The following is a 15,298-nucleotide window of genomic DNA, read 5'->3' as shown; positions in this document are numbered from 1 at the left end:
GACACAATGCCGCATCCCTACAGAGGTAGCTGCTCGGGTACCTGAAGCGGCCCCTGGCTTGCCAAAGCGCCCGCAATATGCTCAAATCACCGCCCCATTTTTCCACCACCCTTTCCACTTTCCTGCAATAAGCAAGAACCGAAATGAGGAAGACCTATGACCGCCCGACTTGATGAGAAACTGGAACTGATTTACCAAGACGTTCTGCACCGCAATCCGGGTGAAAACGAGTTCCACCAGGCTGTACACGAAGTTCTGGAAACACTGGGACCTGTTCTGGTGAAATATCCAGAGTTTGCCGAGAAGAAGATTATTCAGCGCATCTGTGAGCCCGAGCGCCAGATTATTTTCCGGGTGCCCTGGCAGGATGATAGCGGCGAAATCCACATTAACCGTGCCTTCCGCGTGGAATTCAACAGCGCCCTGGGGCCCTACAAAGGCGGCATGCGCTTTCACCCTTCTGTGTACCTGGGCATCATCAAATTCCTGGGCTTTGAGCAGATCTTCAAGAACGCACTGACTGGCCTGCCCATTGGCGGCGGTAAAGGCGGCAGCGATTTTGACCCGAAGGGCCGCTCCGACGACGAAATCATGCGTTTTTGCCAGAGCCTGATGACCGAGCTGTATCGCCACATTGGCGAGTACACGGACGTTCCGGCCGGCGACATTGGGGTGGGTGGGCGCGAAATTGGCTACTTGTTTGGCCAGTACAAGCGCATTACCAACCGCTACGAATCCGGCGTGCTCACCGGCAAAGGCCTGGACTGGGGCGGTAGCCGCGCACGTACTGAAGCCACTGGTTACGGTACTGTATTCTTCACACAAGAGATGCTGAAGGCTCGTGGCGACTCTCTGGATGGCAAAAAAGTGGTCGTTTCCGGTTCCGGTAACGTTGCTATTTACGCCATCGCCAAAGCCCATGAATTGGGCGCTACGGTTATCGCCTGCTCCGACTCCAGCGGTATTATCGTAGACGAAAAAGGGATTGATCTGGCTGCAATCAAGCAGATCAAAGAGGTAGATCGCCGTCGCATCAACGCTTACACCGAATTCCATAAAGACGCGAAATACGTTAAAGGCGGGAGCATCTGGTCAGTACCTTGCGACATCGCACTGCCCTGCGCCACTCAGAATGAACTGAACGCCAACGATGCCAAAACACTGGTTGAAAACGGCTGCATAGCCGTTGCCGAAGGCGCCAACATGCCCACAACGCCGGAAGGTATCGCCATTTTCCAGCAAGCCAAACTGATGTATGGCCCCGGCAAGGCCGCCAACGCCGGCGGTGTAGCAACCTCTGCACTGGAAATGCAGCAGAATGCCAGCCGTGATTCATGGTCATTCAACTATACGCAAAAGCGCCTTGAGGACATCATGATCGACATCCACAAGAGCTGCTATGAGACATCAGCCGAGTTTGGAGCTGAAGGGAACTACGTGCTGGGCGCTAACGTTACCGGGTTTATCAAGGTTGCCCGAGCCATGGAGGCCATGGGCGTTATCTGATTACGGCAGTACACTGAAAGGCTGGTGGCGGAAGCGATGAAAATCCCCCGCTGCCGGCTCCTCCCTGCTAGAATCCTGGCCATGGAATGGCTCACCCACTCTCAAACCGGTTTTCAACAGGCTGCCCGCTACCTGCTCGGCATGCGCTTGGCCCTTATTGGCCTCCTGCTGGTTGCCGTCGCAGTAGCTGAAGCGGTTATCTCTCTTGCCCATCGCGCTGAAGCACTCATCCTTTGCTTGCTCTACGGCATTTTTGCGACCCTGTGCTGGCTTTGGTTTACCCGCAAGCCACCACACTCACCGATCAGTGTAAGTGTTGGTCTGGCAGCTGATCTGGCCTTGATTGGCGGCTGGCTTTTTCTGACTGGTGGCTACACCAACCCACTTGTCTCCCTGCTGCTACTGCCTATCGCAGTTGCAATCATTCTGGTTCCCCTGCGCCAAAGTATTATCCTGGCCCTGGTGGGGATCGGCGTTTATACCGCACTGGTTATCTGGCAAACCCCCATTACCCATGAGCACCACGAAGCCAACCTGGCCCAGTTACATCTGGCAGGCATGTGGGTCACTTTTGCCATGACGGCGGCAATTCTGCTGCTGGTTGTGGGTGCCCTTGCTCAGCGCTTGAGACTGCAACAGGAGCAGTTGTCATCCATCCGGGAAACTCGCCTTCGCGATGAACAGATTATTGCCCTGGGGCTTTCCGCCGCAGCCGTCGCCCACCGGCTAGGTACGCCGCTGAACACCATGACACTGCTGGTCGGCGAAGTCCGCTCTGCTTTCCCTGACCCGGATCTTGCTGAGGACCTAAGCCTGATGGAGCAGCAACTGGCTATCTGCAGTAAACACTTACAGCAACTTTCCCGTGCAGCAGTGCAGGCAAAAACTGCACAAACAGAGGCGCTGCCTGTGCAGGAGTGGGTTGAACGACTTCGCGAATCTGCAACACTCCTGTGGCCGGCGGCCCCCATTGAGTGGTCAGAAAAATTCCCTGAAAGCAAGGTTGCGGTAGACGCCACACTGGATCAAGCCATTCTCAATCTTCTGGCAAACGCTCTGACTGCGAGCCCATCCTGGGTTGCCGTTAGCGTGCGTAACGCTGTCCAGGGCCATGTGGAGTTGGTGGTTGAAGACCATGGCGATGGGCTGGAGGATGCCTTTCAGAATAGTCCGGGCGAGCAAATTGTTGGTTCGGAAAATGGCATGGGGGTTGGTCTATTTCTTACCAACGCAACCATCCAGCGCCTGGGAGGCACACTCAAAGCGCGGGTTGACCAACACGGCACCACTATGATTATTGATTTACCCGAAGCAAGATTTGCTGGCCTGGATACTGGGAGCAACCAATGACAACCAAAAACAACTGGCTGCTTATTGACGATGACACAGCCTTTCTGGGAATACTTCAGCGCGCACTGAAGCGCCAAGGCATCACAGCCACAGCTACACAATCACATGCCGAAGCTGTCAACGCTATCAATGCAGATCATTTTCAAAGATGTGTTCTCGACCTGAACCTTGCAGGAGAGAGTGGCCTGCAGCTCCTGCCCGATCTGCTTGACCGGCAGCCTGGACTCGAGGTTCTGGTACTCACAGGATATGGCAGTATTGCTACAGCAGTGGAAGCCATGCGCCGTGGCGCAATCAATTACTTATGCAAACCGGTTACCGTAACCCAGCTCATCAGCGGCTTTGACGGCGTGGAAGCTGCGCCAGAGCTTCGACCTGAACCACCGTCAGTGGAGGAAATGGAGTGGGAGCACATTCAACGAGTGCTGAATGAGCACGAGGGTAATGTGTCCGCTACAGCCCGAGCGCTGCACATGCACCGGCGAACGCTACAGCGCAAGCTACAAAAGCACTCTCGCTGGCGCAATTGAAACAAGCAATCTAAACTTGATTCACGTCAAAACACATCGCACCGCATAGCAGTAACCTAATCGACTGGTTTCCAGATATGCTCATCTTTGAACACCCAAGAACCCCAAAGGTTGAACCATGCCAAGTCAAAAGGGGCTCGAGCACTCTGAGCCACCGCCCAAGGTTGATCTAACGCGCCTGTCACTGGTTGCAAGCACCAGCCGCAATATGATCATGATTCTTGGTGACGCTGGAGCTATTCAATGGGTCAACCCGAGCTTTCGCAACTTCACAGGCTTCCTTCTAACAGACATCATTGGCACTCGACCAAGCAAATTGCTCGGGGGCTCTGGCACTGATCCGAATACCCTGAGGCGCATTGCAAGACAACTGCACAGGGCTGAGCAATACGAAGAAGAAATCCTGCTATACACCAGCACCGGACATCCTTTTTGGGTTCATGTCTACGGAGTCCCTATTGGCAAGGAGCAAGGTGTAGCGCCGGGTTTCATTGTCATAATGAACAATATTTCAGACCACAAACACAGTGAGCGCGGCCTGCTTATAGCGGCTAGTGTGTTTGATCGCAGTCACGAAGCCATCATTATTACCGATCAGAATAACCGCATTATCGATGTAAACCCATCGTTCTCTCGCATTACCGGGTACAGTCGGTCCGACGTTTTGGGTCTTAATCCATCCATCCTCAGTTCTGGCCGCCACTCCCCGGCCTATTACCGCTCTATGTGGAAAACCATTGAGGAGAAAGGATTCTGGCGAGGTGAAATCTGGAACCGCCGTAAAAATGGTGAAGAGTATGTGGAGTTGCAAACAATAAGTCGCATTCACCTGGAGGAGCCTGGCAGCTATTACCATGTGGCAAATTTCACAGATATTACGGAACTGAAAAACCACGCCAAAGATATAGAGCGAGCCGCCAACTACGATCATCTGACGGGTTTACCCAACCTGCAACTGCTGAAAGAGCGCTTGCACCAGGCACAAATACACGCAGATACACACGAAACAAGCCTTTCGGTGGGCTACGTTGATCTTGATGGTTTCCAAGCTATTAACGCTAACTTTGGAACGGATGCGGGAGACAAAATCCTGCGCGTTCTTGCCGGCCGCTTTGCCCAGCGTCTCCGCAGTGGCGACACAGTGGCCCGAATTGGCGGCGATGAATTTGGCCTTATTCTGCAAAGTGAAAACCACGAAGCTATCTACGACCGGATACTCTCTACCATCACCGAGCCGATTGATCTTGGTAACGATCTAGGCTCTGTGACAGTATCCGCCAGCCTCGGCATAACCCGCTACCCTTCCGACAGTGCAGACGCTGAGGGACTGATTCGCCATGCAGACCAAGCTGTGTATATGGCCAAGGATAAAGGGCGAAATCTGCTGCACGTTTTTGATCCGGAACTGAACGAACATCGAAGACAGAAGCGCGCACAACTTATAGAGCTTTCCCGTGCGTTGGATAACAGGGAGTTTGAGCTCTACTTCCAGCCTCAGGTGCGCATAGAAGATTGCAAAGTTATTGGATTTGAAGCACTTATCCGCTGGAACCATCCCCACAAAGGGCTGCTCTACCCAGACACATTCCTGCCCTCATTGGAAGGCAGCCACCTGGAGGTACCCCTGGGGCAATGGGTGCTTGAAGAAGCTGTTTATCAAATGGGGCTTTGGCACGCTGCAGGCGAGGATTTATCTGTCAGCATAAACATCAGCCCTCGACACCTGATGGACCGGAGTTTTGCACTTTATCTCGAAAGCTTTTTGAACAGTCACCCTGCGATCAAGCCGGGACAAATAACCCTGGAAGTACTGGAGTCGACTTCGCTTGAGGACATAAAACGAGCCAGCGATGTGCTTGCCCGCTGCCAGGCATTGGGGTTCCGTGCTGCGCTGGATGATTTCGGCACAGGTTTTTCTTCGCTCTCTTATATCAGCACCTTACCCATTGATCTGGTGAAAATTGAAAAGAGTTTCGTGATCAATATGCTAAAAGACTCAAGCGACCGGGCAATCGTTGAAAGTGTCATTTTTATGGGGCAAAGGTTTAACCACCCTATTCTGGCGGAAGGGGTTGAAAGCATGGAACACGCCCGCGCCTTGAGGGATTTAGGCTGCGAATACATGCAAGGTTACGGTGTTAGCCGACCTATGCAGGCCAACTGTGTGCCGGAATGGGTTCGCCAGTGGCGTGAAAACCATTCCGACCCTTCCGGACCTGCTCGCACCAGCGATTCAGGCTGGTAACAAGAACCTCTACCGGTATCGTCGCTGATCCAAGGTGGTCAGCCGCTCTGGGTGAAACACCATCATGCCTGTCACACAGACGCCGTTCACAAAGCCCTCCGGCAGCATAAAGAGCGGAAGGTATCGCAAGTAGTCGTGCACCAGTTCTGAGAACTCATAAGCCCCACTAAGCCAGAGCATCAAGCACATCAACAGCCCCGCCACAGCGACTGAAATACCTGCCCCAAAAAAACCGCAAAAGAAAATATAAGCGAAGAAGTTGCTGAAATCCCGGTGCCTTTCCCAAAGCATTATGCCGTGAGTAACAAGAGCCGGAACCATCACAGTTACCAGCCCGTTTACAGCAAACATAGTGATCGGCTCACGGCCGGTCATTACTGTAAGCACCAAGGCCATCAGCCCAGAAAATACCGCTAATCCCCAGCCCAACATCAAGGTAACAGCAGTAATTCCAAATATGTGAATGGCAAGGCCCGGGTAAATGCCGGCACGCAATTGCCAGATGAAACCCAACACAACAGCTGCGCCAAAAAACGAGTGCTGCAACGCATTATCGGTGCGCAGTTTCCCCCAGCGCACTGTTCGAGCTGCCTGTACCAGTATCAGCAGAAACAAAGCCAGCGCCACAAACCACTGCCAGGCTGGTAACAGGTTGTCAGTCATCCCCATAATAAAACACGCCTGCAAAACTCGGAAGATGCCTAATAGTAACGGCTATAACAACCCTGCAGCCACCAATCCGGATGATCAGGCCGCAGATTTAACGCAGTTATTGGTCAGGGTCTGCCAAGCCTCGAAGGTACTGAGGTATATCTGACCACCCAGATGGGAGAGCAGCTCTGTGCCCTTCAGGCGATCCATTACCGGCCCTTTCACTTCAGAAAGGTGGAAGCGCACTCCTGCATCCTTAAGGCGCTCATTTATCGCCTCCAGGCTTTCCAATGCAGAAGCGTCTATGTGGTTGACCGCCGGGCACACCAGCACCAGGTCTTTCAGTTCCGGCTTGCGAGTAGCCAAGGCCATCACCGTTTCTTCCAGAAAACGGGCGTTGGCAAAATACAGGCTCTCATCCACCCGCAAAAATGTAACCGCCGGGCACAGCTCCACATCATGCCGGAGTACATTCCGAAAATGCTCCGTACCTGGAACCCGGCCAACAACGGCGCTGTGGGGGCGACTGGTTCGGTAAAGAAATAGCCCCATAGACAGCACGACTCCTGCAGTGATCCCTGCCTCGACACTATGGGCAAGAGTAAGCAGGATGGTTGCTAGCATGGCTCCGAAATCGGCTTTGGAATAGCGCCAGGTACGCTTCAGTGCCGGCAAATCGATCAGCGTAAAAACGGCCACAATAATGGTCGCGGCAAGCGTGGCCTGTGGCAAGTATGCAATCGCGGGCGTCAAGAACAGGGTTGCAAGGGCAATACCGGCGGCGGCGTAGGCGCCGGCCGCCGGCGTTTCAGCGCCTGCATCAAAATTGACAACAGAGCGGGAGAAACCACCCGTAACAGGCATGCCTCCGGAAAAGCCTGCGCCAAGGTTAGCGGCTCCCAGGCCAATCAGCTCCTGATCTGGGTCGATCCGCTGGCGTCGCTTGGCCGCCAATGTCTGACCCACGGAAACCGATTCCACAAAACCCACTATGCTGATCAACAATGCACTAAGCGCCAACTGCTGCCAGAGCCCCCAATCCATCGACGGCATCGTCAGATCCGGAAGCCCCGAAGGAACCACTCCGACCAACCGAACGCCTTGAGTATCGAGCCTGAGCTGCCAGGCAACCAGCGTAGTGACCAGCACCGCAAGAATCGGTGCTGTTTTCGTAAGGATATCGGCGGAACGAGCGTTCACGCCTGCACGAATCAGAAGGGGTTTCAACTGGCTCCGGGCGAACATCAAAAACAGCAGAGCGCCGGTACCAATCAACACAGTCGGCAGATTGGCGTCCCCTATCGACTGAATCAGTGACTGTCCAATTGTAAGAAGGTTCTGGCCAGATGCCTGTACGCCAAAAATGTGTTTGAGCTGACTGGCCGCTATTACAATGCCGGAGGCAGAAATAAAACCGGAGATTACCGGATGGCTGAGAAAATTGGCGAGAAACCCTAATCTCAGCATGCCCATCAGGGTCAGCATAAGCCCCGAGATAACTGCCAGCAGGACGGCGCCGGCAACATACTCCGGGCTTCCGGCTTCTGCCAGAGGTGCCAGTGCCGCAGCGGTCATCAGGGAGACCACTGCCACGGGGCCCACTGAAAGCGTGCGGCTTGTGCCAAAGATAGCATAGAGCGCCAAGGGCAGAATACTGGCATACAAGCCTATGTGCGCAGGCAAACCGGCCAGCAGGGCATAAGCCAGGGACTGGGGAATCAGCATTACGGTTACGATAACAGCAGCCACCATATCGCTGGTGGCTTGGCTGCGATCGTAATCAGGCGCCCACTGAAGAATGGGCAAATAGCGTTTAAGGTTCATCCGGCGCTCAGAATAAATTGACCGGGATTTTGAGGTACACCTGGCCATTATCTTCTGCCGGCGGCATTTCCCCAGCCCGCATATTCACCTGCACAGAGGGCAAAATCAGCCGTGGCATATCGAGGGTTGCGTCGCGCTCGGTGCGCATTTTTACGAACTCATCTTCGCTGACCCCATCGTGCACATGAATATTAGCCTCACGCTGCTCTGCCACGGTTGTCTGGTGTACATACTCATCCCGGCCTGGGGCCTTGTAGTCGTGGCACAGGAAAATACGGGTTTGTGCAGGCAGAGACAGCACCTTGCGGATGGACTGGTAAAGTACACGGGCATCGCCGCCCGGGAAATCACAGCGCGCGGTTCCATAGTCCGGCATGAACAGAGTATCACCCACAAAGGCTGCATCGCCGATTACGTAGGTCAGGCAAGCGGGCGTGTGGCCCGGAGTGTGCATTACGCGGCATTCGAGGCCGCCAATGGTAAAGGTGTCACCTTCCCGAAAAAGGCGGTCAAACTGGCTGCCATCACGGGCAAACTCTGTACCGGCATTGAAAGCCTTGCCAAAAATTTCCTGAACATCCCGTATATGGACGCCAATACCGGTTTTCCCACCGAGCTTTTCGTGCAGATAAGGCGCAGCAGACAGGTGGTCTGCATGAACGTGGGTTTCCAGAATCCACTCAACCGTCAAGTCATTTGAGCGCACGTATTCAATAATCTCGTCGGCAGAGCGCACATCGGTGGTGCCTGAGGCGTAGTCAAAATCCAGCACAGAATCAACAATGGCGCAGGCTTGGCTAGCGGGGTCACGCACCACATAGCTGAAGGTATTGGTGGGCTCATCAAAAAAATGTTGAACGATCGGATTACTCACAGCATTCACCTCCGCTAGGGTGGAATCTCAGATTATGATTCTAAGGATATACCAAAACGGAATATAAGGTGAAATTCTCTTTTCTTATAGACGCGATACCCCTGATGCATCAACAAAGCAGTCGCGACCTGCCTGCTTGGCGGCGTACAGCCTGTCGTCTGCCAGCCCGATAATCGGGTCAGGCGAAGAGGGCGCCGCTGCCAGATCACCGATGCCAGCAACACCCGCGCTCACCGTCAGCGGTACCGTTTCGCCCTCAAAAACAAAGTCGTGGTTGCGCACTGCAAGGATAATACGGCTCACCGAGCGGCGCACATCCGCAGGGCTTATGCCACTGAACGCAACCACAAATTCCTCGCCACCAAATCGCGCTACTACATCCGCCTCCCGGGTTTGCTCCAGAAGAATCTCGGCAAACATACGCAAACAAACATCCCCACCCAGGTGGCCCGTAGAATCATTAATACGCTTGAATCGGTCCAGATCGAACATGGCCAGCGTGAAGTGCTCTCCGTAACGAATGGAGCGGCTTAACATTTCATTCAGCCTCGGTATCAGATATCGACGGTTATGCAGAGCTGTCAGGGGGTCACGGATAGATTGATTCAGCAGCTCATTCTCAAGCCGGTTGCGCTCAAGTGCCCCGGAGAGCAAACCGGATACAATAATCAGGAGATCTGCCTGATCCTCGCGCCAAACACGTTTGCGCATGGAGTCCACGCCAAAAAAACCGGCAACCACGCCCCCGACCCGAACCGGCACACAGAACATTGAACAGACACCCTGTTCTTTCAGCATGGTACGCTCGGGCCCAGGTGGTATCTGCTCAATCTCCTCAACAAAAACAGCCTGGTTGCCACTGACCATCCCGTCGATCTTGCATTGCCACCATTCAAAGTCGTCAGTTGGCACATTACGCTGACCATCGATGAGAGGCTGCACACCGGAAGAGCACCATTCGTGGGTGTTCTCCATAACACGGTACTCCTGCGAAAACTCGTACAGGTAGGCCCGGTCTACCTCGAAAAAACTACCGATGGCTCTCAGCAGCTCATTAATGCACTGATCAATGGTGCCAAAGCCATGATTAATGAACCGGCTCGACAACCTGGATATCAGCTTCTGAAAATCAGCCTGAAAAGCCGACTCCGCCTCGCGGGCCCTCAGTGAATGCTCGAGCTCTTTGTAGTGTTGAATATTATGGAACTGGCCAAACCAGATGGTGCTGCCATCCGCCAGGCGCTCGGGCGTTGAGTGAACCTCAAACCATTCGTAGTGCCCGGCTTGCACTTTCACGCGGGCCTGATGGTTCCATGGGGTGAGGGCCGCAGCAGACTCTGCGATGCTCGCCTTAACACCGGTTATATCCTCTGGATGTAGCGCAGAAAACAACGCATCCGCATTTTCCCGCAGTACCTCCGGAGCAATACCAAAAACATCCAGCACACGTTCGCTGATAAACAAAAACCGGTGAGACTCACCATCGGCACTAAGCCAATAAGTGCTGAGCACATCGGGAATAGCCGAAACCAGTCTGCGAAGCGACGGGTCCGTATTAGTGCGCCAGAGGTGCTGGTCAGACTGTCCTGTCATGAATCACTCATTTACTAACCGCGAATTCGCATCATTTCAAAAGTGTAGTTCACAGGATCATGCAGGGCTATCTCCAATCAGCGGCTCAAGGGCGGTTGATAAAAACCTTCTATAGCACCCATTGGAATATCCTTATTCCATAAATCCATCATTGGGCTATAGTGGATACAACACCAACGACCGAGGAGTCTTACCATGGAACAATCTGATAACCCTGTATACGGCCTGCCACGCTTGAACGAGCGCGCTCCCGACTTCAATGCCCCCACTACAGACGGCGTGAGAACTCTGGACAGCTACAAAGGTAAGTGGCTGGTATTGTTCTCGCACCCGGCTGACTTTACACCGGTTTGTACCACTGAATTCATGGCCTTCGCCAAGATGGCGCCGGAATTCAACAAGCGCAACTGTGAACTGCTGGGCCTGTCTATCGACAGCCACCACTCACACATTGCGTGGATGCGTAACATCAAGGAGAAGTTTGGCGTCGAGATACCCTTCCCGATCATCGCCGACCTTAAAATGGATGTTGCCCGCGCTTACGGCATGATTCATCCGGGTGCTGCAGACACCTCAGCGGTACGTGCAACCTTCATGATCGACCCGAATGGTGTGCTGCGGGCGATGGTGTACTACCCCATGAGCAACGGCCGCTCCATTCCGGAGTTTCTGCGTCTACTGGATGCTCTGCAGACCAGTGATGAGCATGGCGTAGCAACACCCGAAGGCTGGCAGCCAGGTGAACGCGTTATTGTGCCACCTGCGGCCACAGCAGAGGGTGCTGAAGAGCGCATGAACTCTGACGAATACGACTGTGTAGATTTCTACTACTGCACAAAGCAGCTTTAAGCGCCGCTTAAACAATCGCAGCAATAAAACAAACCTCCTTGGCCTACCGGCCGGGGAGGGCCTCACATCAGGAAAAATATCCGGATCCATGGTACCTTCCCGAAACTCCCGATAGCCGGCATTTCACTGCTCGAGGGAACACCCTCTGCTGAACCGAGTCGCACATGCCCATCAAAAAAAATCTGCTTTCCAATGAATGGCAGGCCTTCTGGTTAGCCATCGGCTTTCTCACCCGCATTCCCATGCTTGTACGCATCGACTATTCCCAGAAACTGATGAACCAGTGCAGCATGTATTTTCCACTGGCAGGTCTGCTGCTAGGCACACTCTATGCTGGGCTGTTCGGCCTTCTTAGCCTGGCTTGGGGCCCGCCGGTGTCTGTGCTGCTGGTGCTGTGCTTCCACCTGTTTATTACGGGCGCCTTCCATGAAGACGGCCTGGCCGACAGCGTGGATGCTTTGGGTGGTGGCTATACCGTTGAGAAGCGCCTCGAGATCATGAAAGACAGCCGAATCGGCACTTACGGTACCGTGGCTTTGGTGATGGCTCTGGGCCTGAAAGCTGCGCTGCTAATGGACGCCCAAAGTATCTGGCTGGCGTTGCTGCTCACGCCTGCAATCAGCAGACTAACGCCCTTGCTGATAATGGGATTTCTGCCCTATGTAAGCGACCGGGATACAAGTAAAAGTAAACCGGTGGCTGAAGGCTTCTCACGCAACCGTTTGTTGGTCAGCTGCGTGTTTACTGCACTGGTCGCACTGGTTTTCAGCCTGTGGTTGCCGGGGCTGTGGCTAGCAGCACTCATCGCAGTTATTACCGTGGCTCTGCTTTGGGGCTGGTATCTGCAGCGGCAGTTGGGCGGCTATACCGGTGATGCACTGGGGGCCAGTGTGGTGCTTTGTGAGTTGGTACTTTTGCTTGGACTCTAGTGCCCCGTCTGGCCACTCCCTTAATCCATGGAATACGACAGTATGCGCGACAAATGGCTGTAGGGCAGACCGGTTTCCTGATGCCACCGGGTAAACGCCGCCTGCGCTTGCTGCAACCCTTTCTTGCTCGTTGGCGAAGCGTCCAGAAGGTTCGCGTGGCGCAGGCCGCTAACAACATCACGGGACAGGATAAAACCATCCCAGCCAACCATGCGCAAAAAGTACTGTGCACTGTTGCCGCCCAAGCGGGAGCCATTGCGCTTTAGCCACAGCAACAATCCCACCTGCTCTTCCGATGGCCACTGCTGCAGAAAGGCTCCAAAGCTGCCGTGTTCTCGTGCCGCATCCATAATCATACGGGCGTTTTCTGGTACGGTACGGATCTTCTGCATATTTCTCACAATACGCTCATCCTGGGCCAGCGCCTCCAAAACCTCCGGCGGCACCTGTTGCCAGTAGGCGGGCACAAACCCGTGGAACGCCTCTTCAAAACCCGGCCATTTGTTGTCTATCACTCGCCACACAAAGCCGGCCTTGAACACGCACCGGGTTATTTCCGAGAGGTAGCGGTCGTCCGTTCGCGCCTCCAGCGCCGTGGCTGGCGGCGATTTTGGCAGCAGGGCGTTCAGCTCTTCGACGCCGCCTTTCCGCGCAATGGCACGTTCGTGAATCTTTGAAAAACCCATAATATGCCGTCGTTTGAGTGTAGGTAGACTGTCAGGGATAGTGAACAGGAGCGTTTGCTCAGCGCTTTATTTGCGCCAACAAGTCGTCATCGGCCAATTCGACACCCCAGCTATTGCTGTGTACCAGGTCATCCAGTGGCAAGCGCGAGCGCCAGCCTTTGGCTTCCAGTTCGGGCTGATCCAAAAACTCGCTGACATAGCCCAGACACAAATAAGCCAGCGGGTACACGTCTTCCGGAAGGTTCAGAATACCGGCCAGTTTGGTTTGGTCGATAATACTGACCCAACCCACACCAATGCCTTCTGCCCGCGCCGCCAGCCACAGATTTTGTACTGCAAGGCAGGTGCTGAACAGATCCATTTCAACAATCGAGTTACGCCCAAGCACGTGGGCGCCACCCCGGCTGCGATTACAGGTGATACACAGGTTCAGCGGGCTTTCAGTAATACCCTGCAGTTTCAGACTGCGATAGGTTTGCTGGCGGTCACCGGTGTAATTATCTGCGGCTTTAGCGTTTTCTTCATTGAAGCTGGCCAATACCTGCTCGCGAACTTCCAGACTGTCGATGAGTATAAAGTCCCAGGGCTGCATAAAGCCCACGGATGGCGCGTGGTGTGCAGCCTTCAGGAGCCTTGCCAGCACGGGTGTTGGAATCGGGTCTGGTAAAAATTGTGAGCGTACATCGCGGCGTTCGTAAATGGCGCGGTAGAGCCCGGCGCGCTCGCTATCGCTGAAGCTGTTATCTGAACTACTCATTGTGCCTGGCGTCCTCCGGGTTGACCGTTATCGTGTTCAGGTTCAGCAGCTCGCCCAACCAGGCGGTATCGAGATGCTGGTCTATCTGATCTGCCAGTCGGTCAAGCTGTGTCATGCGATGCTGCTGATAATCCACCGCAGCGCCCGATTGATTCAGCCCGGCCCATTGTAGCAGTGCGTCACAGGCGGCGGGCTCGTCAAATATTCCATGCACATAGGTTCCGGCGATCTGGCCGTCGGTGCTCATCGCACCTTCGTTACTGCCATCTATACGGCCTAGTGGGCGCGCCAGAGCCGATCCCTCACTCACGCCGTTGTGCATTTCGTATCCCCTGAAACCGACGTCTGCTTGCGTACCATCCGTTACCGTCAGGTTTAGCACGCCCTGCACGTTTCTCAGTTGTTTACCGGCCACCATGCGGGTGGTCATTTCCAGCAAGCTCAAGCCATCCGTTTTGCCCGGGTCGCCTTCGAGCCCATCTGGGTCAGCCACCTGATTACCCAGCATCTGGAAACCGCCACAGATACCGAACACCTTGCCGCCGTAGCGCAGATGTTTCCGGATGGCATGCGCCCAGCCCTGGCCGTGCAGAAAGTCCAGATCCGTACGGGTACTTTTGCTGCCGGGAAGGATGATCAAATCCGCCGGAGGGATGGGCTGATCCGGCCCGATGAACTGCAGATTTACCCCCGGGTGCAAGCGCAGGGGATCGAAATCGTTGTGGTTACTGATGCGCGGTAATACTGGCACAATCACATTGAGCGCTCCGGCTTCGTTGGTGCCGGATGTGCCTATGCTGTCTTCAGAATCCACAATCAGGCCGTGGAGATAGGGCAACACGCCGATGACCGGTTTGCCAGTGCGCTCGGTCAACCAGTCCAGGCCCGGCTCCAGCAAACCGATATCACCGCGAAAACGATTAATGATAAAGCCTTTGGTACGCTGCTGTTCGCTGGCAGAAATCAGCTCCAGCGTGCCTACAATCTGGGCAAACACGCCGCCACGGTCGATATCACCCACTAGCAGCACCGGGCAATCTGCCGCCTCTGCAAAGCCCATGTTGGCGATGTCGTTGGCTCGCAAGTTGATCTCCGCCGGGCTACCGGCGCCTTCTGCAATGATCACATCGTAACGCTCACTGAGTGAGCGCCAGGCGGCCATTACCGCCTCCTTGGCCTCGGCTTTGTAGGTGTGATAATCCAGCGCATCCATATTGCCGTGCACTTGCCCACGCAAAATCACCTGGGCGCCACAGTCGCTTTGCGGCTTCAGCAGCACCGGGTTCATATCGCTGTGGGGCTCAAGTCCACAGGCCAGTGCCTGCAGGGCTGTTGAACGGCCAATTTCACCGCCATCTATAGTGACCGCGCTGTTCAACGCCATATTTTGCGGCTTGAACGGTGCCACTGACACGCCCTGCCGAGCCAGCCAGCGGCACAAAGCTGCGACAACGGTGGTTTTTCCCGCGTCGGAGGTGGTGCCCTGGATCATGAGGGTGGTCAT

13 protein-coding genes are annotated in these 15,298 nt (G+C 54.5%); 6 read left to right on the top strand and 7 right to left on the bottom strand.

The genetic code is table 11. The annotated features are described in order from the left end of the window. Positions 1-156: 156 nt before the first annotated feature. The 4 genes from gdhA to CDH47_RS06400 all read left to right on the top strand — a co-directional run bounded on the left by gdhA (position 157) and on the right by CDH47_RS06400 (position 5,631). A complete protein-coding gene (gene gdhA / locus CDH47_RS06415; RefSeq protein ID WP_100639029.1) occupies positions 157-1,506 on the top strand; it encodes an NADP-specific glutamate dehydrogenase in 1,350 nt (449 codons plus the stop codon). Positions 1,507-1,587: 81 nt separating this feature from the next. Next, positions 1,588-2,856, top strand: a complete 1,269-nt coding sequence (locus CDH47_RS06410; protein ID WP_100639028.1) for a sensor histidine kinase — start codon at positions 1,588-1,590, stop codon at positions 2,854-2,856. Beyond that, a complete protein-coding gene (locus CDH47_RS06405) occupies positions 2,853-3,386 on the top strand; it encodes a response regulator transcription factor (protein ID WP_100639027.1) in 534 nt (177 codons plus the stop codon). The genes CDH47_RS06410 and CDH47_RS06405 overlap by 4 nt, the downstream gene beginning before the upstream one ends. A 118-nt stretch (positions 3,387-3,504) precedes the next feature. Then, the gene (locus CDH47_RS06400; protein WP_100639026.1) at positions 3,505-5,631 is read left to right on the top strand and encodes a putative bifunctional diguanylate cyclase/phosphodiesterase; all 2,127 of its coding nucleotides are present in this window, start codon (positions 3,505-3,507) and stop codon (positions 5,629-5,631) included. Positions 5,632-5,640: 9 nt separating this feature from the next. Here CDH47_RS06400 and CDH47_RS06395 read toward each other — a convergent pair whose 3' ends face one another. The 4 genes from CDH47_RS06395 to CDH47_RS06380 all read right to left on the bottom strand — a co-directional run bounded on the left by CDH47_RS06395 (position 5,641) and on the right by CDH47_RS06380 (position 10,573). After that, complete coding sequence (locus CDH47_RS06395; RefSeq protein WP_100639025.1) at positions 5,641-6,300, bottom strand: energy-coupling factor ABC transporter permease; 660 nt, start codon at positions 6,298-6,300, stop codon at positions 5,641-5,643. Positions 6,301-6,378: 78 nt separating this feature from the next. Beyond that, positions 6,379-8,106: a SulP family inorganic anion transporter gene (locus CDH47_RS06390; protein WP_100639024.1), complete on the bottom strand. Its 1,728-nt coding sequence runs from the start codon at positions 8,104-8,106 to the stop codon at positions 6,379-6,381. Positions 8,107-8,113: 7 nt separating this feature from the next. Next, positions 8,114-8,980 carry an MBL fold metallo-hydrolase gene (locus tag CDH47_RS06385; RefSeq protein ID WP_100639023.1) on the bottom strand — a complete coding sequence of 289 codons (867 nt, stop codon included), beginning with the start codon at positions 8,978-8,980 and terminating at the stop codon, positions 8,114-8,116. Between the two features lie 84 nt (positions 8,981-9,064). Continuing rightward, positions 9,065-10,573, bottom strand: coding sequence for a sensor domain-containing diguanylate cyclase (locus CDH47_RS06380; protein ID WP_100639022.1), 1,509 nt, complete (start codon positions 10,571-10,573; stop codon positions 9,065-9,067). A gap of 195 nt (positions 10,574-10,768) precedes the next feature. On the opposite strand from CDH47_RS06380, the gene CDH47_RS06375 reads away from it, so the two are divergent. Together CDH47_RS06375 and cobS are read left to right on the top strand one after the other, a co-directional pair. After that, positions 10,769-11,422 carry a peroxiredoxin gene (locus tag CDH47_RS06375; RefSeq protein ID WP_100639021.1) on the top strand — a complete coding sequence of 218 codons (654 nt, stop codon included), beginning with the start codon at positions 10,769-10,771 and terminating at the stop codon, positions 11,420-11,422. 164 nt (positions 11,423-11,586) lie between these two features. Next, positions 11,587-12,351 (top strand): adenosylcobinamide-GDP ribazoletransferase, encoded by a 765-nt coding sequence (gene cobS, locus CDH47_RS06370; RefSeq protein ID WP_100639020.1) that lies wholly within the window; start codon positions 11,587-11,589, stop codon positions 12,349-12,351. A gap of 20 nt (positions 12,352-12,371) precedes the next feature. On the opposite strand, the gene CDH47_RS06365 is transcribed toward cobS, so the two are convergent. Genes CDH47_RS06365 through CDH47_RS06355 form a run of 3 tightly spaced genes read right to left on the bottom strand, consistent with a single transcriptional unit; the run spans position 12,372 to position 15,298 of the window. Beyond that, the gene (locus tag CDH47_RS06365; RefSeq protein ID WP_100639019.1) at positions 12,372-13,037 is read right to left on the bottom strand and encodes a DNA-3-methyladenine glycosylase I; all 666 of its coding nucleotides are present in this window, start codon (positions 13,035-13,037) and stop codon (positions 12,372-12,374) included. Positions 13,038-13,095: 58 nt separating this feature from the next. Next, positions 13,096-13,794: a 5,6-dimethylbenzimidazole synthase gene (gene bluB / locus CDH47_RS06360; RefSeq protein WP_100639018.1), complete on the bottom strand. Its 699-nt coding sequence runs from the start codon at positions 13,792-13,794 to the stop codon at positions 13,096-13,098. Continuing rightward, complete coding sequence (locus tag CDH47_RS06355; RefSeq protein ID WP_100639017.1) at positions 13,787-15,298, bottom strand: cobyric acid synthase; 1,512 nt, start codon at positions 15,296-15,298, stop codon at positions 13,787-13,789. The genes bluB and CDH47_RS06355 overlap by 8 nt, the downstream gene beginning before the upstream one ends.

It is taken from the genome of Marinobacter salexigens (assembly GCF_002806945.1).
Taxonomy (GTDB): Bacteria; Pseudomonadota; Gammaproteobacteria; order Pseudomonadales; family Oleiphilaceae; genus Marinobacter; species Marinobacter salexigens.
The sequence above is the reverse complement of the archived record's forward strand: the minus strand, read 5'-3'. Positions and strand labels throughout refer to the sequence as shown.

What these genes read in the sequence shown, in the direction of transcription:
- CDH47_RS06375 (WP_100639021.1), top strand. Translation starts at nt 10,769, where the DNA reads ATGGAACAATCTGATAACCCTGTATACGGCCTGCCACGCTTGAACGAG.
- CDH47_RS06355 (WP_100639017.1), bottom strand. Translation starts at nt 15,298, where the DNA reads ATGACCACCCTCATGATCCAGGGCACCACCTCCGACGCGGGAAAAACC.
- CDH47_RS06410 (WP_100639028.1), top strand. Translation starts at nt 1,588, where the DNA reads ATGGAATGGCTCACCCACTCTCAAACCGGTTTTCAACAGGCTGCCCGC.
- cobS (WP_100639020.1), top strand. Translation starts at nt 11,587, where the DNA reads ATGCCCATCAAAAAAAATCTGCTTTCCAATGAATGGCAGGCCTTCTGG.
- CDH47_RS06395 (WP_100639025.1), bottom strand. Translation starts at nt 6,300, where the DNA reads ATGGGGATGACTGACAACCTGTTACCAGCCTGGCAGTGGTTTGTGGCG.
- CDH47_RS06400 (WP_100639026.1), top strand. Translation starts at nt 3,505, where the DNA reads ATGCCAAGTCAAAAGGGGCTCGAGCACTCTGAGCCACCGCCCAAGGTT.
- CDH47_RS06365 (WP_100639019.1), bottom strand. Translation starts at nt 13,037, where the DNA reads ATGGGTTTTTCAAAGATTCACGAACGTGCCATTGCGCGGAAAGGCGGC.
- bluB (WP_100639018.1), bottom strand. Translation starts at nt 13,794, where the DNA reads ATGAGTAGTTCAGATAACAGCTTCAGCGATAGCGAGCGCGCCGGGCTC.
- CDH47_RS06380 (WP_100639022.1), bottom strand. Translation starts at nt 10,573, where the DNA reads ATGACAGGACAGTCTGACCAGCACCTCTGGCGCACTAATACGGACCCG.
- CDH47_RS06390 (WP_100639024.1), bottom strand. Translation starts at nt 8,106, where the DNA reads ATGAACCTTAAACGCTATTTGCCCATTCTTCAGTGGGCGCCTGATTAC.
- CDH47_RS06405 (WP_100639027.1), top strand. Translation starts at nt 2,853, where the DNA reads ATGACAACCAAAAACAACTGGCTGCTTATTGACGATGACACAGCCTTT.
- gdhA (WP_100639029.1), top strand. Translation starts at nt 157, where the DNA reads ATGACCGCCCGACTTGATGAGAAACTGGAACTGATTTACCAAGACGTT.